Below are 25,121 nucleotides of genomic sequence, written 5' to 3' on the forward strand. Positions count from 1 at the left end.
ATTTTTATGCTTTATTTCGGTTATGACAAATCTTGAAACACTAAAGGAAGCCTTTATTACCCATATCAAGGGCGCATCTACTACCTTGATAGTTCTAAAAAATCAGAAAGGTACACAAGTAGGAATTTGTAACTATGGTGCAAGAATTACCCATTTTATAGTTCAAGATGAACAAGAAAACTGGGTAGATGTGGTACTGGGTTTTAATAGTATTCAAGAATATTTAAACGCTGCGGAGCTTTATCATGGTGTAACAGCCGGTCCTTTTGCAAATCGTATAGCAAATGGAGCGTTTGTGATAGGAAATACCCTTTATCAACTAGAGCAAAATGATGGTTTAAATAATTTGCATAGTGGTAAAGCTGGTTTTCATGCACAGGTTTGGGATGTAGCAGAACAAAATACTTCTTCTGTTCAACTGAGTATTTCTTATGCTGATGGAGAAGGCGGTTTCCCAGGTCCTATTACTGCAAGTGTTACTTTTACTTTAACAGATGATGATGAACTGGTGATGGATTATAAGGCTAGTTCTGGAAAAGATACCATCATTAATTTAACCAATCATGCTTATTTTAATTTGAATGGCGAAGGTAGTGGAACTGTCTTAAATCATGCTGTTAAAATAAATGCAGATAGTTTTGTGGAGATAAACGAAGCATGTATACCAACGGGGAAACTTATCCAAGTAGAAAATACAGCTTTTGATTTTAGTGTATTAAAACCGATAGCTAAAGATATTGCAGAAGAAGATATACAGCTTGTGAACGGTAATGGCTACGATCATTCTTTTGTTTTGAATCAAAATGAAAATGGTTTAACACATGTTGCCACAGCTATTGGTGATATTTCTCATTTAAAGTTAGAAGTGTTTACAGAAGAGCCAGGGATGCAATTTTATACGGGTAATTTCTTAAATGCTAAAGATAAAGGGAAGGCTGGGAATTATTATGGATGCAGAAGTGGCTTTTGTTTTGAAACGCAACACCATCCAGACTCACCAAATCAGGCTCATTTTCCGTCTGTTATACTTAAAGAAAGAGAGCTGTTCGAATCAAAAACTGTGTATAAGGTGAGTTTTTAAAACCCTTCTTTGGCTTTTACAAATTCATACAATTCATAAATAGGTTTTTCTAAAATTTTACCTACATGAATTTCGTACTTCCGGCATAAAGGAATCAAGAAATCTTGAAAATGATAAGCTATATCGCCAACAAAATGGCAGTAAAGTTCTTTATAATTGGGATAGGTGCAGATACTTATTTTAATAAACTCTTCTAAGCCAATAATGATAATTTTCTGGATATATGGATGATCCAAGTTTTCTTTTAGGAAACCTGCAAAAGCTGCTAAATAATGATTAGGTAAAGGTTTTTGGTAGATGTTTTTGATAACGTCTTCCTTTGTAGGCTTGTATTTGGCATGAAACTTATCAGCTAAATCATCAGGCATTTTTTTATAAAGAAAATCTGTAATAAGAATTTTTCCGAAATAAGTTTCAGAGCCTTCATCTCCTAAAATGTAACCTAAACCATGTAAGCCGTCGTGTAAATTGCTGCCATCAAAAAAAGAGATATTAGAGCCTGTGCCTAAAATACAATTTAAACCAGGCGTATTGCCACAAGTAGCATAGGCAGATCCTAATAAATCGCTTTCTACATTAACAAAAGCATTCTTAAACTTTGCAGATAAGGCATTAGAAATAATTTCACGTTTATCTGGGCTATTGCAACCGGCACCAAAAAAATGAACTTCTTTAATATTTTGGGATATATCTTGAAATAACTTGATATTATTAATAACCTTGATGATTTCTTTTTCTGCAACGAAAAAAGGATTCAGCCCTTTACTTTCTATGAAGTGTTTTTCTTGATTTGGTAATAGGCAAATCCAATCTGTAATAGTAGATCCACTATCAGCAACTATTAACATATTAAATGTCTTTTAATAAATCACTAGTTAATGGTTTTCCAAAGAAATCTGTTACGTTATTAAATTCTGTTACTTTTTTGTGGTCGCTAGGGTCTAAAGAAGAAGAAAGCATGACAATTTTAACGGTATCTTTTTCTGTAGATGGCAATTGCTGAAACTCAACTAAGAAATCAAAACCTGTTTTAATAGGCATTCTGATGTCTAAGAATATAATTTGAGGTAATTCTTCTTGTTGGTTGATAAGTTCTTGTAGGTATTGTATAGCCGATTCACAAGATTGTTTGACCACAATATGCTCTGCAAAATCAGAGTTATTGAGTATCTTTTGGTTAATCATATTATCAATGAAATTATCATCAACCAAAAGCGCTGTTTTATATTTGTAAGTTGGCATCTAAATTAAAATTGTAATAACAAATATATGAAAAGAATATTTTTTAATGGAATTATTTAAGTCTTATACGCTAGTTTATAACTGTATGTTACCAGCTAATTCTTTGATGGCAACTTCAGCTAACTTTGCCTGAAATTGTGCGTTTGCATATCTTACCGTAGCATCAACAAAATTTCTTTGTGCTTCTCTTAATTCTAAAGGTACAATACTTCCTAATCTGTATTTTTCTAATGTAATATTTAAATTTTCTTGAGCTACTTCAACATTATTTTCTTCTAAGGTAACCAAACGTAAATTGGTTTGGTAGTTTTGATAAGCAATTAATAATTGCGATGTAATTGCTTGTTGTGTACGCTCCAAATTAAACTGAGCATTCTCAATTTCTAGTTTGGCATTAGTTTCTGCTCTATTTTGTTGTAAGCCATTGAAAATATTAATAGATGCTGTAAAGCCATAATTTAGTCCGCGAGTATTATTTCTAATGGCAAAGCCGGTAGGTGGCGATGTTGAATTAGAAAAATTATAACCCGATGTTACGGCAATAACCGGATACCTGTCTCCTTTAACTTCTTTTAAACTAAGTTCTGCTATTTTTTGGTTTACTACTGCTGTTTGCAATTCTGGGTTTTGGGCTAAAACTAATGATTTAGTGTTTTCATAATTTAACTGTTTATCCAGGATAATCGTATCAGCAACAGCAAATTCAATTTCTGCGGATCTCCCTAAAATTTGGTTTAAATTAACTTTAGCAGCTTTTATAAGATCTTGTTGTACCAGTAAAGAGCTGGTATCGGTACTTAGGTCTACTTTGGCGGCTAAAAGTTCAAGTTTAGAACCTTTACCTATTGTATACCTGCTATTGGCATTTTTTAGTCTTACCCTTGAAACTTCTAATGCGGTTTGTGTAGCTTCTAATTGCTTGTTTAAGGCAATTAAGTTATAATAAGAAGTCAATACATTGGCAATGGTATTTTGTACATTAAGTTTAAAGTTTAACTCACCAAGTTTTTGTAATTCTTGTAACCTATCATAAGTTGCAAACATCCTAAAACCATCAAAAATACGCCAGTTTAAGCTTGCTCCGTAGTTGATATTGGTGTTTTTTGCGTTGCTTGCATTTCTACTACCTCCAGAGGCTAAATCAACTTCACTGGTTTCTACCCTGTTTATATCGTTTAAATTTCCGGTTACAACGGGTAACATACCGGCATTACCCGGTGTAACGTTGTTTTTGCTTATTTCTGTTACGTTTCTACTGATTTTTATATCGAAATTGTTTTCTAATGCAATTTGTATGGCATCTTCTAAACTTAACTTCTCTTGTGTAAATGCTGTATTTACGGATGATAAAAATGCTAGTATGATTAATAACCTATTAATTTTCATGCTTAAATAGATTTTTCTAGTTCAATTTCTTTAGCAGCTTTTTCTGCTTTACTTTCTTTATGTTCTTTAGACCAATACGAGTAAATGGCTGGTATAACAAATAGCGTTAACATTAATGAAAATAATGTGCCACCTATAATTACCGTACCCATGCCCATTCTACTTTTTGCTGCAGCCCCTAAAGCCATAGCAATAGGTAAAGCACCTAGGGCAATAGCCAAACTGGTCATTAAAATAGGTCTTAACCTAGAAACAGATGCTTCCCTGATGGCATCAGCCACACTCATACCCTGTTCTTTCAATTGGTTGGCAAATTCTACAATGAGGATGCCGTTCTTCGTTACCAAGCCTATGAGCATGATGGTTCCTATTTGGCTAAAGATATTCCAACTTTGACCTAATAACCACAGAGAGAAGAATGCTCCGGCAACAGCCATAGGCACTGTTAGGATGATGATTACCGGGTCTATAAAACTTTCAAACTGTGCGGATAAAATAAGGTAAACCAACAACAATGCTAAGCCAAAGGCAAATAGCGTATTAGAATTACTCTCACTAAAATCTCTTGATTCTCCAGCTAAATCTGTACTAAAGCTATCGTCTAGGATTTTTTCTTTTGCTCTTTCCATGGCATCTATACCATCGCCAATGGTTTTACCTGGAGCCAAACCACCAGAAACCGTTGCTGATGCAAACCTGTTGTTTCGGTACCTTTGTGGAGGGCTACTTCTTTCTTCAATTTTTACAAGATTATCTAACTGAATAAGCTCACCTCTGCTATTTCTTACAAATATGGATGTTAAATCATAAGGGTCGTTTCTTTTTTGCCTATCAAACTGTCCAATAACTTGATATTGTTTGCCATTCATGGTGAAATAAGCAAACCTTTGTGCACTTAATGATAATTGTAGGGTTTGGGCAACATCAATTACCGATACTCCTAAATTCTGAGCTTTATTTCTATCGATACTTACATTAAGTTCTGGTTTGTTAAATTTCAGGTTAACATCGGTATTGGTAAAAGTTGGATCTTGGTTAATCTCATTCATAAAAGCAGGTATTTTTTCTTGCAATTGCTCAAAATTATTAGCCTGAATAACATATTGAACGGGTAAACCACGTACCCTACCAACAGAAATTGTTGGTTGCTGTACCACAAATGCTCTTGCTTCTGGCAGTTTCCTTACTACTCTGGTAAGTTGGTCTGCAATTTCCATTTGAGAACGTTCTCTGTCTTCGGGTTCTCCTAGTCTGATTCTGAAAAAACCAGTATTTGCAGCTCCTGTACCGCTAAAGCCAGGTGATGTTACAGATATATTATTGATTTGCTCGGGTACAGAATCGTTAAGTTTTTGTTCAAGATTAAGAATAAAAGCATCGGTATAATCAAATGAAGCACCTTCTGGGGCTGTAATTTGAATGTTTACGCCACTTCTATCATCTAATGGTGCTGTTTCTTTTGGTAAGGCATTCCAAAACAAGAAAATAATACCAAAGCAAATGAGAATAATAGGAAAAGCTAGCCATCTTTTGTTTAAAAACTGCTCTAAAGATGTCTTGTAGCTATCGTTCATCTTCTCAAAATAAGGCTCTGTTTTGATGTAAAAATTAGACTTTTTATGTCCGCTTTTCATCAAATAAGCATTTAACATAGGTGTTAAGGTTAAAGAAACAAAAGCCGATATCAATACTGCTGCGCCAATAACAACTCCAAATTCTCTAAACAATCGGCCAACAAAACCTTCTAAGAAAATAACAGGTAAGAATACTGCAGCTAGCGTAATAGAAATTGAAATTACAGCAAAGAAAATCTCATTAGCTCCTTTTATTGCAGCTTCAAAAGGCGACATGCCTTCTTCTACTTTTTTAAAGATATTTTCTGTTACCACAATACCATCATCAACAACTAAACCCGTTGCCAAAACAATAGCCAATAAGGTTAATACATTGATAGAGAAGCCTAGTAAGTACATCACAAAGAAAGTAGCTATAAGCGATACCGGAATATCTATTAAAGGTCTAAAGGCTATGCTCCAATCTCTGAAAAACAGGTAAATGATGAATATTACCAATACCAAAGCAATAATCAGCGTTTCTGCAACCTCTAATACAGATTTTTTGATGAAAATGGTATTGTCTAAAGCAATGTCTAACTTATAATCTTCAGGAAGTTCTTTTTTTAGCTGCTCGTAACGTTTATAAAATTCATTAGCAATATCTAAATAGTTAGCACCAGGTTGTGGAATTATGGCTGTAGCAACCATAGGCTTTCCTTTAGATCTTAAAACAGTTTCTTCGTTTTCCGGACCTAAAACAGCCGTACCAACATCTTTAAAACGGATGATATTGGTGCCATCATTTTTAATAATCAAATCATTAAAACCTTCTTCAGTACTTAAATTTCCTACGGTATTTACCGTAAGTTCTGTATTATCTCCTGATATTTTTCCGGACGGGAGTTCAACATTTTGCTGGTCTAGGGCATTTCTAACATCTAGCGGCGTTAAAGCGTAGGCTGCTAGTTTATCTGGGTCTAGCCATAAACGCATGGCGTATTTTTTTTGTCCCCAAATTTGTACGCTGGAAACACCTGGTATGGTCTGAATTCTTTGAGCGATAACGTTCTCTGCAAAATCACTAATCTCTAAAATACTTCTTTTGTCACTTTGGATGGTCATAGAGATAATTGCATCAGAGTTAGCATCAGCTTTTGAAACCACTGGGTTACCATCTATATCTTTCGGTAGATACCGACCAGCCTGTGATACTTTATCTCGAACATCATTAGCGGCTTCTTCTAAATTTTTATCCAGGTTAAACTCGATGGTAATAGAGCTTGAACCTTGGTTACTTGAAGAAGAGATATTTTTAATACCATCAATGCTATTGATAGATTTTTCAAGAGGTTCTGTAATCTGAGATTCAACAATATCAGCATTTGCACCGGGATAATTGGTTCTTACAGAAACTACCGGAGGGTCTATAGAAGGGAACTCTCTTACTCCTAAAAATGTAAATCCAATGATACCAAATAATACGAGTATCAGGTTCATAACGATGGCTAAAACTGGCCTTTTTATACTGGTGGTGGATATACTCATGATAATAAATCTGTATTACTTGTTTTTCACACTTACTTTAACAGGAGCATCAGGTTTTAAAGCCATCACTCCGGTTGTTAATACGGTATCACCTGCTTTTAAACCAGTTGATACTAATACTTCTTTATCTGTCCTAACATCAGATTCGATTTTTACAGCCTTGGCTTTTCCGTTTTCAGCAATAAAAACTTGTTTTCCGTTTAAAATAGGCACTACAGCTTCTGTAGGTACTAAAATAGCATCGTTGATATTTTCTAAAGGTAAATTAACATTGGCAAAAGTTCCTGGCAGTAATATTCCTTTTGGATTTTCTGCTCTGGCTCTTAAAATTAAAGTTCTGGTAGCAATATCAATAGCGGGCTCTATAGCATATACTTTTGCCGAGAAAGTTTCTCTGCTGCCCGCAACGGTAAAGGTTATGCCTGAACCTTCTTTTACTCTTTTCGCATATTTTTCTGGAACAGAGAATGTAATTTTAACAGGGTTTATATTTACAAGGTTTACGATGTCTGTTGTAGGGGTGATATAAGCACCGTTAGAAATACTTCTTAAACCTATTTTACCCGAGAAAGGCGCTCTGATTTCTGTTTTAGAAAGTTGCGCTCTTACCAATTGACTTTGCGCTTGTAAAGAGCGAAGCTCGGCAAGAGTGTTATCATATTCTTCTTGGCTAATAGCTTCTGATTGAAGTAGTTTTTTTGAACGAGACTCTGTTTCTGAGGCTAATTTTTCTCTGGTTAAGGCTTGTGCTAATTGTGCTTGTAGCTCTCTATCATCTATTTTTATTAGTAAAGCACCTTTGTTTACGGTAGAGCCTTCTGTGAAATTAATAGACCTAATTAAGCCAGAAATCTCACTTCTTATCTGTACTTGTTCATTTGCTTCAATAGTACCTGAAACAGAAACTACATTAGAAAACTGGGTTGGCTTAACAATAATACCACTAACACTTATAGGTGCATTGCCACTTGTTGCTGCACCACCTTTTGGTCCTTTTGTTTCGGATGATTTATTTAAGCGGTTATAAATCATATAACCCAGTAAGCCAATAATTAAAATATAAATGATGTACTTGGTTTTCATGTTGTATGTTTAAGTTTTTTAAAATCAAGGATAAGCTCGTGAGTATTTTCTGTATTTAAGTTTTGTTGCATTTGTGCTAACACGTCAAAAAAGTGCCCAATATTTTCTTTTGATACGTTTTTAAATGCTTTTTCATTAAGATTTTTAAAAATAAGATTTATTTCGGGTATTAATTTTTTAGCCTTGTCTGTAAGTTTTATTAAATGTTTGCGTCTGTCATGTTGGTCTGCTTCACGTGTAACAAAATCATGAGCAGATAAATAATCTATCATGGTTACCATAAAAGATTTATCTACTTGTAAAATTTCTGCCAATTCTTTTTGTGTATAAAGTTCTTCTGCTTCGGCTAAAATAAGTAAAACATAATGGTAACGCTCCATAGGTATATGGCAGGCAATTTTACCAAATTCGCTTAAATACTTTTTGGTTACTTGTATAAGTTGATGAGCTATAGGTTCTTCAAATTTCATTTCAGGTTTAATAACTTCAAATCTATTATTTAAGTTTACACAATAGTTGAAGGTATCAACTATATTACAAATCAATCATACAGCTTAAATTTTTGAATCCTGAATAATATTTTAGTTTTGTATAAAAACTTAAAATGCGCTCAATCAAAATCTTATTAAACACTTTAATATTCATGATGATGATACAATCAACTGCATGGGCAGATGATGCTTACAAAGTAGAATTTACGGTATCTTTTTCAGAACCTCAGGCACATTATGCTGATGTTGAAATGCGTATCAGCAACATCCGTAAAAAGGAAATTGAAGTAAATATGCCAGTGTGGGCACCAGGTTCTTATCTGGTAAGAGAATTCTCTAAAAATGTTGAGGGTTTTACCGCAAGTACAAGTGCTGGAATGCCATTAATATCAGAGAAAATAAAAAAGAATAGCTGGAAAATTAAAACAAACGGGAATAAAACAGTGGTTGTAAACTATAAGGTTTATGCTTTTGAGATTTCTGTTAGAACCAGTTTTATAGATGCCAGTCATGCTTTTTTATCACCAACTGGCATTTTTATGTTTGTAAAAGATAGGTTAAATGAGCCGGTGCGAGTTAATATTGCACCTTATAGTGATTGGAGCAAAGTTTCTACAGGATTAGAGAAAATTGAGGGAACTAATTTTTCTTACCACGCTCCTGATTTTGATTGGTTGTATGATTCTCCTATAGAAGTGGGTAATCAGGATATTTTTGAGTTTGATGCCGCTGGTGTTAAACATGAAGTGGCTATGGTAGGCGGTGGCAATTACGATAAAGAGAAGTTGAAGGTGGATATGGCGAAGATTGTTGAAGAAGAGACTTTAATTTTTAGAGAAAATCCTAACAAACGTTATGTCTTTATTGTTCATCATTACCAAAATGGAGGCGGTGGTTTAGAGCATTTAAACTCTACCGTTTTAGGTGCTAAAAGAATGGGATATACTGATCCTGCAACCTATACCAATTTTTTAAGTTTGGTAGCTCATGAATATTTCCATTTATGGAATGTAAAAAGGTTAAGGCCTATTGCGCTTGGTCCGTTTGATTATGAAAACGAGAATTACACTACTGATTTATGGATAGCAGAAGGTTTTACGGCTTATTATGATAATCTGATTATACAAAGAACAGGCGCTATATCTCAGGCTGATTATCTTAAAATTCTACAGTCAGAAATTAACCTGATAGCTAATCAGAAAGGTGATAAAATACAAGCTGTAACAGAAGCTAGTTTTGATGCTTGGATTAAGTATTACAGACCAAATGAAAATAGCAGTAATGCTACTATTTCTTATTATAATAAAGGTGCTTTACTTGCCGCAATGCTTGATTTGGCTATCATCTACAAAACAAATGGCGAGCAAAGTTTAGATGATGTTTTGAGAGATACCTACATAGCTTATTATAAGAAAAAAGGAAGAGGTTTTACCAGTAAAGAGTTTAAAGAGGCATTGGAAAAGGTTTATGGAGAAAATTTAGATGATTTCTACAACAAATATGTAAATGGTACCCAAGAAGTAGATTGTGCTAAATATCTGGCTTATGCCGGCTTAGAGTTAGTTAACAGGGCTAACCCTAATATCCCTTCTTTGGGCGTTAGAACCAGAAAAAATATCATCGGTACAGTTGTTAGGGGTGGTGCAGCCTGGAATGGCGGCTTAAATGTTAACGATGAAATTATTGCAGTTAACGGAGAAAGAGTTGAAGATATTAATGATTATATCAAAACTAAAGCAGTTGGCGAGAACTTGGAAATTGTTTTAAATAGAGATGGTATTATCCAAACGTTAAATATCAAGTTAGCAGCTAGTACTGATAAGTATTATCAAATAGATAAAATGAAAAAGCAAACAGAGCAGCAAAAAACTGTTTATAGGAAGTGGTTGAAGGTACAGTAACAAAAAAGGAGGTCTTGTAAACCTCCTTTTTTGTTTTTCTTATTCTTTATCTTAGAAAACAAATCTTAATGAAAAACCAGGCTCAATATCTAAGAAAGGGCCTTTAGCTAATTCTAATCTAGGGTGTAAATCAACACCTAAAGTAAAAGGTATTTCGGGCATTTGCCATTCTAATCCTAAAATGGCGTCGGCACCAAGCAATAAGCCTTTATCATAAAACTCATCATCGCCAAAGTACCTTCTGTATCTTCTTCCATCATCAATACCTCCAATGTGTGCACCGGCACCATAATACCATTTTAAAGATGGCTCACTAAAAGCTGTAGCATGTTTTTCATATAAACCGGTAACCACAAAAACGCCTGGTCTAAAACCTAAAATACCTTCAATGGCAGTATCAGATTTTACAAAGTGTTTAATAGTTAAACCATTCTCAAAACCTCCGGCTCTAAAACCTACACCTGTATTATAACCTTGAGCGTTTACTTTGGTAAAAGTTAAGAGCAATAACGATAAGCTTAATAACAATAATTTTTGTTTCATTTTTTTATTTTATTTATCCAAAGCTGCATACTCAAATCAAATGCCAGAGATTAATGCTCGCCAAAAAACTTTAATCAACAAAATAATGTTATTCTAATATTTGTAATAATCCTATACTCTTTTTTGAGGTTAAGTATAGATTATCTATATTGAAATAACCAATTATAAATAGCATCATTATGGAAGCCATTAGCAGAGTGTTTGATTTACTTAAGCACAATAAAGAAAACTTTAATTGTGAGGATGTGTTGGCCACAAAAGTAAATGGTCAATGGAAAAAATATAGCAGTAAAGATTTTATTCAAATCTCCGAAGAAGTAAGCCGTGGGCTTATTAAGAAGGGAATTGGTAAGGATGATAAAGTGGCTATCATGTCTGAAAACAGGCCTGAGTGGAATTTTTGCGATTTTGGAATTATGCAAATAGGAGCCACCCAGGTACCTATGTATCCCACCTTAGCAGAGGCAGATATTAAATTTATATTAATGGATGCCGAGGTAAAAATTGTTTTTGTCTCCTCAGAAGAACTTTATCATAAAATTTGCAAAGTAAAGCAAGAAGCCGAGTTACAAACTCAGGTTTATACCTTTAATAAAATAGATACACTGCCAAATTGGGAAGAAGTTGTAACATTAGGTAAAGAAAATCAGGATATAGATTTAGAACCTTATAAACAACAAATATCAGAAGATGATTTGCTTACGCTGATTTATACTTCTGGTACAACGGGTACACCCAAAGGCGTAATGCTTACACATAAAAACTTAATCAGTAATATATTATACTCCTCCAAACTATATCCTGATGAAGTAAAAAGAGCCTTAAGCTTTTTACCATTATCGCATATTTTTGAGCGTATGGTGGTTTACATGTACTTTTATTTAGGAGTGTCTGTTTACTATGCAGAAAGTTTAGATACCATAGTAGCCAATTTAGCAGAAGTTAAGCCACATTGTTTTACTACCGTACCAAGGTTATTAGAAAAGGTATATGATAGAATTGTTGCCAAAGGTCAAGCTTTAACAGGAGTAAAAAAATCATTGTTTTTTTGGGCTTTGAAGCTAGGGCACCAATATGAAATGGATGGTAAAAATGGCTTTTGGTATGAGTTACAGTTAAAAATAGCTCGGAAACTTATTTTTAGTAAGTGGAGAGAAGCTTTGGGCGGAGAAATAATAGTCATTGTTTCTGGTGGTGCTGCCTTACAAGAGCGTTTAGCCCGTGTTTTTTGGGGCGCTAATATCAAAGTATTAGAAGGTTATGGTTTAACCGAAACTTCGCCAGTAATTGCTGTGAATGGTCCAAGAAAGGGAGAAACCATGTTTGGTACAGTTGGTAAGCCTTTAGGCAATGTAGAAGTAAAAATTGCTGAAGACGGCGAAATTTTGTGTAAAGGACCCAGTGTGATGAAAGGTTATTATAAACGCCCTGATGCTACAGCAGAAGCTATTACAGATGGTGGGTGGTTTCATACAGGAGATATTGGAATGCTAAAAAATGGGTTTTTAGCTATAACTGATAGGAAGAAAGAAGTATTTAAAACCGCTGGTGGTAAATATGTTGCACCACAAGTTTTAGAAAATAAGTTTAAAGAATCTGTTTATATAGAGCAAATTATGGTGGTTGGGGAGAATAAAAAATTCCCATCGGCATTGGTGGTACCAAATTTTGAAAAGCTTTTAGAATGGAGTTCTAGAAATGGTATTAGCGAACAAAAGCCAATTGAGCTTATTAAGAATAAACAAGTTATTGATAAAATTTGGTCTGAAGTAGAAAGATTGAATGCAGGCTTTGGCAAGTGGGAGCAGGTTAAAAAGATAGCTTTATTACCTAAAGAGTTTACCATTGATGGTGGCGAGCTTACACCAAAATTAAGTTTAAAGCGTAAAGTAATTTTGAAAAACAACGAAGTTTTGGTAGAAAAGCTTTATGAAGAAACAGATAGATTAGAATAACAAAAGGGGCTGTCTCCAAAGAAGTTATTTATCACATTAGAGCAGATTATTGTTGTTATGCTGAGCGAATTCGAAGAATTAAAAATAATTTCGAATCCGCTCAGCCCGACACAAAATATCGGTTTTTAAATAGCCCCAATAATTATGAATGTTTACGCTCTAAAACATCAGTAACGATATTTTCTAACTCAATTAAATCAAAAGGTTTAGGTAAATAAGCATCTGCACCAGCGGTTTCGGCCAGTATATGTATGTCATTATTGGCAGAAAAATAAATAACCGGGATATGTTTGAAATCAGGATGTTGTTTTAGTAATTGTGTAGCTTTTATACCGCCAATATCGGGTATCCAATTATCCATTAAAATAACATCAGGTTTTACAGTAATTACCTTTTCTATAATATCATGTGAAGTTTCAGAAATTTCTACCTGATAACCAGATTCTGTTAAAATGATAGAACACAGTTCTAAAATATTAACGTCATCATCAAAAATTAATATGGTTTTATGCGTACTCATTTATATGTTAAAAGAAAGTAGTTTAAAAAATACACCCAGTTTATGATTGCGTATCATTTACGAGACATTAAGTTTGTTTATAAATGTGGCAATTTCACTGGGGTTTAATACAAAATCAATTTTTGATTGTGTAATAGCCTGTAAAGGCATATAGTTTACTTCTGCCGTTATAGGATTTTGTGCAAGTGTTGTTCCATTATTTGCTTTTACTGCTTTTAAGCCTTCAACACCATCTGCATTTGCACCAGATAAAATTAATGCGAAGGTGTTTTCTTTAAAGATTTTTACTGCCGAGCTAAAGGTTATATCAATAGATGGTCTTGAGAAATTAAATTTCTCAGAAAAATCAAGAGAAATAGTTTTATCCTGTTCTAAGAGTAAATGATAGTCTGGTGGCGCTAAATAAATGTTTCCAGGGCTTAAAGGTTCTTTATCATCAGGTTCTATAACATTTAAGCTAGTTTTAGCATTTAACAAGTTTACTAATTGAGAATCTACATAGCCTTTTCTATGTAATATGATAATAATAGGAAAGGTTAAATTTGCTGAGAGTTCAGGTAAAACTTCAAGTAGAACTTTTAAGCTACCTGCCGAGCCTCCTATCAAAAAAATAGTATCCATGTTAAAAGTTGTTACTTTTTATCAATCTTTTATCCTCCTTTTGTTTACGCCATATTTTTTCTGTTGATATTTGATGATAATGTTTATCTAGCTGAGAGAACCTAAGTGTTTCTTTAGAACCTAAACCCAAAAAACCTAAGTGTTCTAAGCTATCATCAAAAAGTTTAAAAACTTTTGCTTGTAAATCTTTATCAAAATAAATCAATACATTTCTGCAAATAATAAGCTGAAATTCGTTGAAAGAACGGTCTGAGACTAAATTATGCGTAGAAAAAATCATTTTTTGTTTTAAATCATCATTAAAACGGGCAAAATCATAATTGGCAGTGTAATAGTCTGAAAAATTTTTGAGCCCGCCAGAGTTGATATAATTTTCTGAGTACAGTTTCATTTGGCTGATAGGGAAAATTCCGTCTCTGGCTTTTTCTAATACACTAGGGTTAATATCTGTGGCATAAAAAAGTGTTTTTTGAATAAGATTAGTTTCTTTGGCTATGATAGCTAAAGAATATACTTCTTCACCTGTAGAGCATCCGGCTAACCAAATTCTAATGATTGGATAAGTATCCAGTTGTGGGAATACATCATCTCTAAGTGCTTTATAAAAGGATGGGTCTCTAAACATTTCTGTTACGTTAACCGTAATTTCTTCTATAAACCTTTGTAAATAAGAGGGTTGTTTAATAAGTTGATAGCGTAACTCGGCAAAACTGGTAAATTTATCAATTACACAGATACGGTTTACTCTTCTTTTAATAGAGGCTTTACTGTACTGTGTAAAGTCGTAACCATAGAGTTCTGCAATTTCAATCAGCAGCTTTTCTAGTTCTTCATCTCTTATTAAATCTGGCTCAATCATTTAAAATTTTTGCTATACTTATTAAAAGTTTATCAATATCAATAGGCTTAGATATATAATCTGCTGCACCTGCTGCTAAGCATTTTTCTTTATCTCCTTGCATAGCTTGTGCCGTAACAGCAATAACAGGTAGTTTTTTTATTTTTTCTTGGTGTGTAATAACGCCAATTCCTTCATAGCCATCCATTTCTGGCATCATCATATCCATTAAAATAAGAGCAGTTTCTGGAAACTGTTTTAAAAGCGCTATACCTTCTGCTATGCTGTTAGCTGCTATACAATCAAAACCTTTTGATTTAAGAACCATTTTTAAAGCGAAAATATTTCTATGGTCATCGTCTATAATCAGGATAAGGGTGTTTCTTGTCATAAATTTTCTCCATGTTGTGTTTTTAATATTGATACAACCAAACTCTTAATAAGGAAAGTAATTGGTCAATATCAACTGGTTTTGATATGTAATCAGAAGCTCCGGCGGTAATACACTTTTCTCTATCACCCATCATGGCTTTGGCAGTAACAGCCATAATAGGTATATTTTTAAATTTAGGATGTTTTCTAATTCTACTGGTAGTTTCATAGCCGTCCATTTCTGGCATCATCATATCCATTAGTACGATAGCTATATCGGGGTGTTGTTCTAATTGTTCTAAAGCATCTTTACCGTCTGTTGCAGAAATAACTTTCATCTGGTACTTTTCTAATGCTTTGGTAAGCGAGAAGATATTGCGCACATCATCATCAGCAATAAGTACAGTTTTGCCTTTAAGAACTTCATTTAAGGTGCCCAAAGTATTGGTTTTTTTCTTTTGGTTGTCTGTTTTCTTTTCTTCTACTAAGTGTAAGAAAAGACCAACCTCATCTAATATTCTTTGATAAGAGTGTGCTGTTTTAACAACGATAGAATCTGCATATTGCTTAATTTTAATTTCTTCGGCTTTTGATAAATTTTTGCCTGTAAAAATAATAATAGGTAAATGCTCTAAACCTTCGTTTTTCTTAATAATTTCTAGAGCTGCATAGCCTGTTTGGTCTGGTATACCCATATCCAGAATGATACAGTCTACTTTATCAGAAGTTAGGGCTTTTATGCTATCTTCTACATTGGTTTTTATCTCTGTTGATATTTCGTAACTACTTAAAAAGTAAGAAAGTGCTGTAGCATGTTTTGGGTTTTCTTCTATGATGAGTACTTTTTTGGGATGCCTGTTTAATGCATCTTCTATCTTATGAAAGATAGTTTGCATTTGTTCTAAAGCAATGGGTTTATTAATAAAATCTATAGCTCCTTTAAGTAAACTTTCTCTTTTTACTTCTAAAGAAGACATGATATGCACCGGTATTGGTTTAGTTTTAGGATTTGATTTTAACTCTTCCATCACCATCCAGCCATCTTTAACGGGTAATTGTATATCTAACAAGATGGCTAAAGGCTGATATTTTTCTGCAAATTCTACCGCCAAATCTCCTCTTACAATGACAATTCCTTTGTATTGTTGTTTTCTGGTAAACTTCAATAGTAAGGATGCAAAGGCTGTATCATCCTCAACGATTAAAATGGTTTTGTCTCCGGGATTAATATTATTTCTATCATCGGCTATTTCATCGGGTATTGTTTGCGAAACATAAATGCTTTCTGGGGTATTAAATAAGTCATCTTCATGAGGATAACTAACCGTAGGGATGGTATTAGGTGCTACACTTTCTATTTTACCATGAGCAGGTATTTCTAATGAAAATTTACTTCCTTTTTCTTCCTCGCTGATTAAATAAATGCTACCACCTAATAATCTGGATAACTCTCTACTGATGGATAAACCAAGCCCTGTACCCCCATATTTTCTTTTGGTAGAGCCATCCGCTTGTTGAAATGCTTCAAAAATTAGCTTTTGTTGCTCTTTTGGAATTCCAATACCTGTATCTTCTACAATAAATTGTAAGAAACCATTTTGTTTTGGATGATTTTGGATGGTTAAATTTACATAGCCTTCATGAGTAAACTTGATAGCATTTGAAATAAGATTTTTTAAAATCTGATCTAAACGTAACTTATCTGTAATAATTTTTTGAGGAGCTTCTCGGTCTAGGTTTAAGCGGAGAGCTATGTTTTTTTCTTTAGCTAAAGGATTAAAAATCGCTTCTAAACTACTCATCAGCTCGGTAATATCGGTTTCCTGAAAATCTAAATTCATTTTACCAGCTTCAATTTTTGATAAGTCAAGAATCTCATCAATAAGTGTTAACAAACCAGTTCCCGAGCTTAGAATAACTTTTGCTGATTCTATTTGTTCTTCGGTAAGATTTTTCTCATTATTTTCTGTCAATAATCTAGACAAAAGCAGAATAGAGTTTAGCGGTGTTCTTAACTCATGAGACATATTTGCCAAAAACTCTGATTTGTATTTTGTACTTAAGGCAAGCTCTTCTGCTTTTTGCTGTATTTCGGTATTTCTTTCTACAATAAGCAGGTTTTTTTCTTCTAATAATTTAGAGCGTTCTTCTAATTCCTGGTTAGATTGCAAGAGCTCTTCTTGTTGTACTTTTAACTCTTCTTCTGAGGCCTGTAATTTTTGAGTTTGTGCTTCCAGTTCTGCATTTAGGTTTTCCAGTTCTGTATGCTGCGCTTGCATTTCTTCTGATTGTGCTTGGGTTTCTTCTAAAAGCCTTTGCACATGCTTACGTGTTGCAGCAGCAGCTATGGCAATACCCAAATTTTTTGTCGCATCTTTAAAGAAATCAACCTCTATTTCGTTAAAAGGATGGCAACAACCCAATTCTATTACACCAATGGCTTTATCATCATAAAGGATAGGAACAAGTAAAATATGTTGTACTTTTATATTACCATTTGCAAAAGAAACAGTATAGTTTTCATCGCTTATGTTAGAAAATAATTTCTCTTTCCCATCGGCAAAAACTTGACCAATCATGCCTTCACCAGATTTTACCGGTTTCAACATTCTTTCTTCTAAACCATAAGCACTTTGTAAAGTAAGTAAGCCGTTCTCCATCAGGTATAAAGCACCAGAATTGCACTCGCCGTAGCTAACCAAGTGGTTTAAAGTGTCATGAGCGATAAGTTCTAAAGTTTTATTGCCAACAAGTTTTTCATTTAAAGTGGCAATCCCTTTTTGTAACCATTCATTATCATTTAAAATAGTGAAAGATTTTTGTAAAGCCTCTGCCATAATATTTAGCGAAGTAGCTAAGCTTCCTAATCCATCTTTTTCATCATCATTTAATCTTATATCATATTTACCTTCCGAAATTTGTGATGCAACCTCTTGTATCAAATGAATTCTTTTGGTTATATCTTCATCTTTCTTTTTAAGGGATAATCTTAAATTATCTCTTTCTACAAAATCATTACGCACCCTTAAATAAAAAAAGAAGGTTATCAGTATCGCTATAATGGCCGCAGAAACTATTAAAATGGTAGTGTAATTGCTAAAACGATGCACTGATGCTGTTCGTTCTATTAATAACTCATTTTCTGTATCCTTTATTTCATTAATGATTTTTCTGGATTTCTCCATGGCTTGTCTGCCTATTTCCAAATCAGCTTCTATATAACCTCTACCAAATTTTTTATCCTCAACCAATTTTGTTAAAACATTAAGTCTGATATCAATGATGCTAGAAAGTTCTTCAAATCTTTGTGTTTGGACAGGATTATCTTGTGTTAAATCTATAGCTACTTTTAAAGAGCCTGGTAAAGACTTTAAGCCACTGTAATAAGGTTCAAGAAAACTTTCTTTACCAGTTAATAAATACCCTCTTTGTCCGGTTTCTGCATCTTTTAAATCAGATAAGATTTTGTCTGAAGCATCTAAAACGTCTTTAGTATGGGCTACCATAGCATTGCTGCTTTGTAATTGCCTGATGCTTATAAATGAAGCAACAGAACTGATGATTAAAACCACCAATGATAGGCTAAACCCAATTTGTAAATTGCGTAAAAATGTCTTTTGCATACTTATATAGGAATGGTAAAATAAAAAGAAGAGCCTTCGCCAGGTTTACTGATAACACCAAAACTCCCTTGGTGCTGTCTAATAATTTCTGAACAAATGTATAATCCAATACCTAAGCCTTGAAATCTTAGAGATGATTCTTCTACTCTGAAAAATTTATCAAAAATATTTTTTTGTTTTTCTGATGGTATGCCAATACCAAAATCTGTTACTGTTAATTTTAATTGATTTTCGTTTATCTCTGTTTCAATGATAACTTGCTTATTTTCTGGCGAATATTTTAATGCGTTGGTTAAATAGTTGATTAAAACTTGTTCAATCCTAACCTCATCAGCACAAATATGTAGGTTTACCGCTTCTCCTTTTCTTACAATATCTACATGTTCATGTGTTTGATGGATAATATCAATGACACTAGAGATTAAGTTCTCAAAATGAAAAGGTCTTTTATTTAATTTTAGTTTCCCACTTTCTATTTTTGATATATCTAATAAATCAGCAATTAAATTATTGAGTTTGGAGAGTTGCAATTGTGCCCTATCCAGATAAGTATTAGCCGTCTCGTTAGGATTATTTTTTAAGCTCCTTTCTAACAATTGGATATAGGCTTTTATACTGGTTAAAGGTGTTTTTAATTCATGACTGGCAATACTTAAAAACTCGTCTTTCTTCTTTTCAATTTGCTTTTGGTCTTCAATATCAGTAAAAGTACCTACCCATTTAACAATTTTATCTTTTTCTTTTATCGGGATAATCCTTAATAAATGAAAATGATATACGTCAGAATCAAGCTCTTTTAAACGTACTTCCAGTTCAAGCGGATTCTCTGTAAGCATACAAATTGTCCATTCTTCATCAATGTTTTTATCCTCGGGATGGGTAATAGGGAATGTTTTTGTAGATACAGAATACCTAAACCATTGCTTATTTACAAATTCTATATTGCCTGATGGGTCTGATGTAAAAGCTACTTGCGGTAAAGATTCTAAAGTAGAATATAATTGTTCTACCCGCTCTTTAAGCTCTGCCTGTACTTTTTTTCTGATCTCAATCTCGGCTCTTAAAGCTGTTTGTATTTCATTTAGGGCATTAGTTTGTTCATACAAACGGTAAAAGGTTTTTACCTTTAACATTAAAATATCAGGGTCTACAGGTTTTGTAATATAATCTATAGCACCAGAAGCATAACCTTGTGTAATAAACTTTTTATCAGTATTAACCGCAGAAAGAAAAATAATCGGAATATCTTTTGATTTGCTAAAACCCGCTAGAGTTTCTGCTACTTCAAAACCATCCATATCAGGCATTTGCACATCTAATATAATGAGTGCATAATTATTTTTCAATACTTTTTTCAAGGCCTCTTCGCCTGATAAAGCACTATCTACTTCAAACTTTTTAGACTCTAAAAGCCTTTTTAACGAATATATATTTTCTGGTTTATCGTCAACAATTAAAATCATATTGCTGTGATTGGTATTTTATACCAAGGCTTTTTTACTATTTATAAATGAAAACTTGTTGTGATTTCTTTTAGCGAAACTTTTAAAAATCAGTTTTCGATAGCAAAAACCAATCCAAAAGGAAAATCATAGAAAAATATTATTATGCTTGCATAATAAATGTTCACTTGTTATATTTGATACTCAATCACCTAAACATTTTATGAAACCACAAGAGACTATAGACTATCACCTTAAGGTAACCTGGCAGGCAATTGCAAACAAATATAATCAAATTGCAGCAGGGTTTGGTATTACGCAATCTGTTGGCTACTTGCTTATTAACATTCATGAGCATGAAGGTACCACAGTATCAGAGGTGGCATCTTTATTGGGATTAAAGTCTACCAGTTTAAGCCGTACCTTAAGTAATCTAGAAAAAGATGGACTCATCATCAGGCAAATTCATCAAGATGATAAACGCTCTGTAAAGGTGTATTTAACCGAGAAAGGAAAAGAAAAAAGACATTTAGCTAGGGTAGTGGTAAGAAAGTTTAATGATTATTTAGATAGTCATTTATCAGAAAAGGAAAGAGATATTTTGATTAATTCCTTAGTTAAGATTAATACCTTAACCATGGAGTATGATGCTGATTAATTAGGTTTATTTTTAAAATGACGCATTACCTTATAAACATAAAGAGTATAAACAGATGAAAAGAATTATCAGAAAAGTTGCTGTTTTAGGATCAGGGATTATGGGCTCGCGTATAGCTTGCCACTTTGCCAACATAGGTGTAGAAGTACTTTTACTTGATATTGTTCCTAAAGAATTATCAACCGATGAGCAAGCTAAAGGTTTAACTTTAGAACATCCTAAAGTACGTAATCGTATTGTTGATACTGCTTTGCAAAACACCTTAAAAAGTAATCCTTCGCCGGTTTATAACAAAACGGTTATCAATAAAATAAAAACCGGAAACTTTACAGACCACATGAGGGATATTGCTTCCTGCGATTGGACGATAGAAGTAGTGGTTGAAAATCTGGAAATCAAAAAGAAAGTTTATGACCAGGTAGAGCAATATCGTAAACCGGATACTTTAATTACCTCTAATACTTCCGGTATTCCTATCCACATGATGGCCGAAGGAAGAAGTGATGATTTTAAAAAGCATTTCTGTGGTACGCACTTTTTCAATCCTCCGCGTTACTTAAAATTACTCGAGATTATACCTACCCCAGATACCGATAAAACTATCGTTGATTTCTTGATGCACTATGGAGATTTATATCTGGGTAAAACCACAGTTTTATGTAAAGATACTCCTGCTTTTATTGCTAACCGAGTTGGCGTTTATTCTATCATGGCATTGTTGCATTTGGTAGAAAAAATGGATTTAACCGTTGAGGAGGTAGATAAATTTACGGGGCCTGCTTTGGGCAGACCGAAATCTGCTACTTTCCGCACTACAGATGTTGTGGGCTTAGATACCATGATAAATGTAGCCAATGGTTTATATCAAAATGCCCCTCATGATGAAGCTAGAGATAAATTTATTCTCCCAGAGTATGTAAAGCAAATGCAAGCCAATAATTGGTTGGGAGATAAAACAAAGCAAGGTTTTTACAAAAAGACAAAAGATGCTGATGGAAAATCAGAAATATTAGCGCTTGATTTAAAAACACTTACTTACAGGAAACAAGAAAAAGTTAAATCTGCAACTTTAGAAGCTACAAAACCCATAGAAAACTTAGCAGAACGTATGAAAGTTTTTGCTAAAGGAAAAGACAAAGCTGGCGAGTTCTTTAGGGTGTCTTTCGCAGGTTTGTTTGAGTATGTTTCTAACCGTATTCCCGAGATTTCTGATGAACTTTTCCGTATTGATGATGCCATGAGGGCAGGTTTTGGTTGGGAGCTTGGTCCGTATGAAGTTTGGGATGCCGTTGGCGTTGCAGAGGGAATTCAAATCATGCAGCAGCATGGTCATCAGCCAGCAGCATGGGTAAAAGAGATGCTTGATGCCGGAAATACTTCCTTTTATAAAGTAGAAAATGGTATCAAAAAGTATTATGATATCCCTTCTAAATCTTACAAGGTAATTCCAGGCAGAGAAGCTTTCATCATCCTGGATAATATACGCAGCACCAAAACGGTTTGGAAAAATGCCGGAACAACACTTACAGATTTAGGCGATGGTATTTTAAATCTAGAATTCCATACCAAGATGAATACTATTGGTGGCGAGGTACTTACAGGAATCAATAAAGCTATTGATATCGCCGAGAAAGATTTTAGAGGTTTAGTTATTGGTAATGATGGTGCTAATTTTTCTGCCGGAGCCAACGTAGGGATGATTTTTATGATGGCTGTAGAGCAAGAGTGGGATGAGGTAAACATGGCTATCAAATTATTCCAGAATACATCTATGCGTATCCGTTACTCTTCTATCCCGGTAATTTTAGCACCACATAATTTAACGCTTGGTGGTGGCTGCGAATTTTGTTTACATGCAGACCACGTACAGTTAAGTGCAGAAACCTATATGGGCTTGGTGGAGTTTGGTGTTGGTTTAATTCCTGGTGGTGGCGGAAGTAAAGAGTTTGCCCTCAGGGCATCAGATGAATTTACCGATGGGCAAATAGAGCAAAACGTATTAAAAGAAAGGTTCTTAACTATTGGTATGGCAAAAGTTTCAACTTCTGGTCTAGAGGCTTATGATTTAGGTTATCTAAAAAAGGATCAATTCTCTATCAGTATGAACAGAAGCAGATTAATTGCCGATGCTAAAGAAAAAGCTCTAGAGTTGGCCAATAATGGTTACACCCAACCCGTAAGAAGAACAGATATTAAGGTTTTAGGGAAAAGTGGTTTAGGGATGGTTTATGCCGGTGCAAACACCATGAAATCTGGAAATTATATCTCAGAACACGATCAAAAAATATCACAAAAACTAGGTTATGTGATGTGTGGTGGAGATTTATCAGCACCAACACTGGTAAGCGAGCAATACTTACTTGACCTAGAACGCGAAGCCTTTTTATCTCTTTGCGGAGAGAAGAAAACACTCGAACGCATTCAAAGCATCATTACAAAAGGTAAGCCTTTAAGAAATTAGTTGATTTGGTATAGCGTAATGGGTATTGAGTATAGCGTACCTCGTATGACGGCTCTAACTATAATTTATCATGATTAAGCATAAAGAATATGCACAACATTAAAGAACTGAAGATTTGGAATAAGGCGATAGAGCTTGCGGTTGAGGTTTATGACCTTACTTCAAGATTCCCATCTGATGAAAAGTTTGGATTAATTTCTCAAATGCGTAGATGTGCTGTTTCAATTTCTTCAAATATTTCTGAAGGTGCAGGCAGAAATAGTAGCGGAGAATTTAAACAGTTTTTAGGAATTGCAAATGGCTCGTCTTATGAATTACAAACTCAATTAATAATCGCAAATAAACTTGGGTTCTTAGGAATCGAAGAGACTGATAAAATATTAGATAAGATTGATGAGATACAAAAGATGAATTATAAGCTTCAAGTCTCATTAAATAAATAAAGTACTAGATAGCGTCTTTGTATAAATGTGCAAATCAAAAATAAAGTTTAAAACAATAGATAGGCGTCTCAATACACACTACTCAATACGCATATCTAAATAAAATATAAGAATATGGAAGCATACATCATAGCAGGATACAGAACAGCAGTAGGGAAAGCTCCGAGAGGGGTATTTCGCTTTACTAGAGCGGATGATTTAGCTGCTGAAGTCATACAACATTTGGTAGCCTCTGTGCCGGGTTTAGACGTAGAAAGAATAGACGATGTGATCGTAGGTAATGCTACGCCAGAGGCAGAACAAGGACTTAATATTGGAAGAATGGTGTCTCTTATGGGATTAAAAACCGATAAAGTTCCGGGTGTTACCGTAAATAGATATTGTGCGTCGGGTTTAGATACCATTGCTACAGCTGTAGCTAAAATTAGGGCTGGTATGGCGCATTGCATTGTTGCGGGCGGAGTAGAAGTGATGTCGGGTATGCCTTTTGGCGGATGGAAAATAGTGCCAAATGCTAAAGTGGCTATGGAAAATCCTGATTGGTATTGGGGGATGGGCTTAACTGCAGAGGCTGTTGCCAGAGAGTTTGAAGTAAGCAGAGAAGACCAAGATAAATTTGCATTTGAATCGCACCAAAAAGCAATAGCAGCTTTAGAAAACGGACATTTAAAGGATGGTATTGTACCTATTAAAGTATCAGAAACCTATTTAGATGAGCAAATGAAAAAGAAAACTCGCGAATATGTGGTTGATACTGATGAAGGTCCAAGGAAAGATACCAATTTAGAAGCTTTAGCCAAGTTAAAACCAGTTTTTGCAGCCGGAGGCTCTATTACTGCTGGTAATTCTTCACAAACATCAGACGGAGCAGCTTTTGTTTTAGTAGTTTCTGAAGAAATGCTAAAAGAGCTAAATGTTAAACCTATTGCCAGGCTGGTAAGCTATTCTGTAGCTGGTGTACCACCAAGAATTATGGGTATTGGCCCTATAGAAGCTATTCCGAAAGCCTTAAAACAAGCCAATTTAAAACAAGATGATATCGATTTAATTGAACTCAATGAAGCTTTTGCATCACAATCTTTAGCCATCATCAGAAAATTAAATCTTGATACCAGCAAAGTAAATGTAAATGGTGGTGCTATTGCACTAGGGCATCCGCTAGGTTGTACAGGAGCAAAATTATCGGTACAAATTTTTAATGAGTTAAAAAGGAGAAATCAAAAATACGGTATGGTAACCATGTGTGTAGGTACCGGGCAAGGTGCAGCTGGGATTTTTGAGATGCTGTAACAAGTAATGCGTATTGCGATTTGAGTATTGCGATACCAAAGATAAGATGTTAACCAGAGCGAGGTCTCAG

The 25,121-nt window shown here is 34.2% G+C and carries 20 protein-coding genes; 7 read left to right on the plus strand and 13 right to left on the minus strand.

The genetic code is table 11. The annotated features are described in order from the left end of the window. Positions 1–22: 22 nt before the first annotated feature. Positions 23–1,081, plus strand: a complete 1,059-nt coding sequence (locus tag B2745_RS02490; protein WP_304063247.1) for an aldose epimerase family protein — start codon at positions 23–25, stop codon at positions 1,079–1,081. Here the strand turns inward: B2745_RS02490 and B2745_RS02495 are convergent. From B2745_RS02495 to B2745_RS02520, 6 genes are all read right to left on the minus strand, one after another. Next, complete coding sequence (locus B2745_RS02495; RefSeq protein WP_304063250.1) at positions 1,078–1,929, minus strand: N-acetylglucosamine kinase; 852 nt, start codon at positions 1,927–1,929, stop codon at positions 1,078–1,080. The two genes, B2745_RS02490 and B2745_RS02495, sit on opposite strands and share 4 nt — an antisense overlap. Position 1,930: 1 nt before the next feature. Then, positions 1,931–2,323 carry a response regulator gene (locus B2745_RS02500; protein WP_304063252.1) on the minus strand — a complete coding sequence of 131 codons (393 nt, stop codon included), beginning with the start codon at positions 2,321–2,323 and terminating at the stop codon, positions 1,931–1,933. 75 nt (positions 2,324–2,398) lie between these two features. Next, on the minus strand, positions 2,399–3,709 hold the full coding sequence (locus B2745_RS02505) for a TolC family protein (protein ID WP_304063254.1): 1,311 nt from the start codon (positions 3,707–3,709) through the stop codon (positions 2,399–2,401). 2 nt (positions 3,710–3,711) lie between these two features. Continuing rightward, complete coding sequence (locus B2745_RS02510; protein WP_304063257.1) at positions 3,712–6,810, minus strand: efflux RND transporter permease subunit; 3,099 nt, start codon at positions 6,808–6,810, stop codon at positions 3,712–3,714. A gap of 15 nt (positions 6,811–6,825) precedes the next feature. After that, entirely contained in the window at positions 6,826–7,893 is a 1,068-nt protein-coding gene (locus tag B2745_RS02515; protein WP_304063260.1) for an efflux RND transporter periplasmic adaptor subunit, read from the minus strand. Beyond that, complete coding sequence (locus B2745_RS02520; RefSeq protein ID WP_304063263.1) at positions 7,890–8,363, minus strand: MarR family winged helix-turn-helix transcriptional regulator; 474 nt, start codon at positions 8,361–8,363, stop codon at positions 7,890–7,892. The genes B2745_RS02515 and B2745_RS02520 overlap by 4 nt, the downstream gene beginning before the upstream one ends. A 173-nt stretch (positions 8,364–8,536) precedes the next feature. On the opposite strand from B2745_RS02520, the gene B2745_RS02525 reads away from it, so the two are divergent. After that, positions 8,537–10,285 (plus strand): M61 family metallopeptidase, encoded by a 1,749-nt coding sequence (locus tag B2745_RS02525; RefSeq protein WP_304063266.1) that lies wholly within the window; start codon positions 8,537–8,539, stop codon positions 10,283–10,285. Between the two features lie 51 nt (positions 10,286–10,336). On the opposite strand, the gene B2745_RS02530 is transcribed toward B2745_RS02525, so the two are convergent. After that, the gene (locus B2745_RS02530) at positions 10,337–10,828 is read right to left on the minus strand and encodes a hypothetical protein (protein WP_304063269.1); all 492 of its coding nucleotides are present in this window, start codon (positions 10,826–10,828) and stop codon (positions 10,337–10,339) included. A 179-nt stretch (positions 10,829–11,007) separates the two neighbouring features. Between B2745_RS02530 and B2745_RS02535 the strand changes: the two genes are divergently transcribed. Then, the gene (locus B2745_RS02535; RefSeq protein WP_304063272.1) at positions 11,008–12,783 is read left to right on the plus strand and encodes an AMP-dependent synthetase/ligase; all 1,776 of its coding nucleotides are present in this window, start codon (positions 11,008–11,010) and stop codon (positions 12,781–12,783) included. 142 nt (positions 12,784–12,925) lie between these two features. Here the strand turns inward: B2745_RS02535 and B2745_RS02540 are convergent, their stop codons facing one another. From B2745_RS02540 to B2745_RS02565, 6 genes are read right to left on the minus strand one after another with little or no spacing between them, the layout of a single operon-like run. Next, on the minus strand, positions 12,926–13,303 hold the full coding sequence (locus B2745_RS02540) for a response regulator (RefSeq protein ID WP_304063275.1): 378 nt from the start codon (positions 13,301–13,303) through the stop codon (positions 12,926–12,928). Positions 13,304–13,360: 57 nt separating this feature from the next. Continuing rightward, positions 13,361–13,924 (minus strand): chemotaxis protein CheB, encoded by a 564-nt coding sequence (locus tag B2745_RS02545; RefSeq protein ID WP_304063278.1) that lies wholly within the window; start codon positions 13,922–13,924, stop codon positions 13,361–13,363. Between the two features lies 1 nt (position 13,925). Next, positions 13,926–14,783, minus strand: a complete 858-nt coding sequence (locus B2745_RS02550; RefSeq protein WP_304063281.1) for a CheR family methyltransferase — start codon at positions 14,781–14,783, stop codon at positions 13,926–13,928. Further along, positions 14,776–15,153, minus strand: a complete 378-nt coding sequence (locus B2745_RS02555; RefSeq protein WP_039455091.1) for a response regulator — start codon at positions 15,151–15,153, stop codon at positions 14,776–14,778. Before B2745_RS02555 ends, B2745_RS02550 begins: the two co-directional genes overlap by 8 nt. Positions 15,154–15,175: 22 nt before the next feature. Next, the gene (locus B2745_RS02560) at positions 15,176–18,757 is read right to left on the minus strand and encodes a response regulator (RefSeq protein ID WP_304063283.1); all 3,582 of its coding nucleotides are present in this window, start codon (positions 18,755–18,757) and stop codon (positions 15,176–15,178) included. Between the two features lie 2 nt (positions 18,758–18,759). Beyond that, on the minus strand, positions 18,760–20,220 hold the full coding sequence (locus tag B2745_RS02565) for a hybrid sensor histidine kinase/response regulator (RefSeq protein ID WP_304063286.1): 1,461 nt from the start codon (positions 20,218–20,220) through the stop codon (positions 18,760–18,762). Positions 20,221–20,422: 202 nt separating this feature from the next. Here B2745_RS02565 and B2745_RS02570 point away from each other — a divergent pair, with 202 nt between their 5' ends. The 4 genes from B2745_RS02570 to B2745_RS02585 all read left to right on the plus strand — a co-directional run bounded on the left by B2745_RS02570 (position 20,423) and on the right by B2745_RS02585 (position 25,051). After that, the gene (locus B2745_RS02570; RefSeq protein WP_026903472.1) at positions 20,423–20,857 is read left to right on the plus strand and encodes a MarR family winged helix-turn-helix transcriptional regulator; all 435 of its coding nucleotides are present in this window, start codon (positions 20,423–20,425) and stop codon (positions 20,855–20,857) included. A gap of 55 nt (positions 20,858–20,912) precedes the next feature. Continuing rightward, the gene (locus B2745_RS02575; RefSeq protein WP_304063289.1) at positions 20,913–23,318 is read left to right on the plus strand and encodes a 3-hydroxyacyl-CoA dehydrogenase/enoyl-CoA hydratase family protein; all 2,406 of its coding nucleotides are present in this window, start codon (positions 20,913–20,915) and stop codon (positions 23,316–23,318) included. A gap of 89 nt (positions 23,319–23,407) precedes the next feature. After that, entirely contained in the window at positions 23,408–23,761 is a 354-nt protein-coding gene (locus B2745_RS02580; protein WP_304063291.1) for a four helix bundle protein, read from the plus strand. 114 nt (positions 23,762–23,875) lie between these two features. Continuing rightward, complete coding sequence (locus B2745_RS02585) at positions 23,876–25,051, plus strand: acetyl-CoA C-acyltransferase (RefSeq protein WP_304063294.1); 1,176 nt, start codon at positions 23,876–23,878, stop codon at positions 25,049–25,051. Positions 25,052–25,121 lie beyond the last annotated feature (70 nt).

Source organism: Pedobacter glucosidilyticus (genome assembly GCF_002483235.1).
GTDB lineage: Bacteria > Bacteroidota > Bacteroidia > Sphingobacteriales > Sphingobacteriaceae > Pseudopedobacter > Pseudopedobacter glucosidilyticum_B.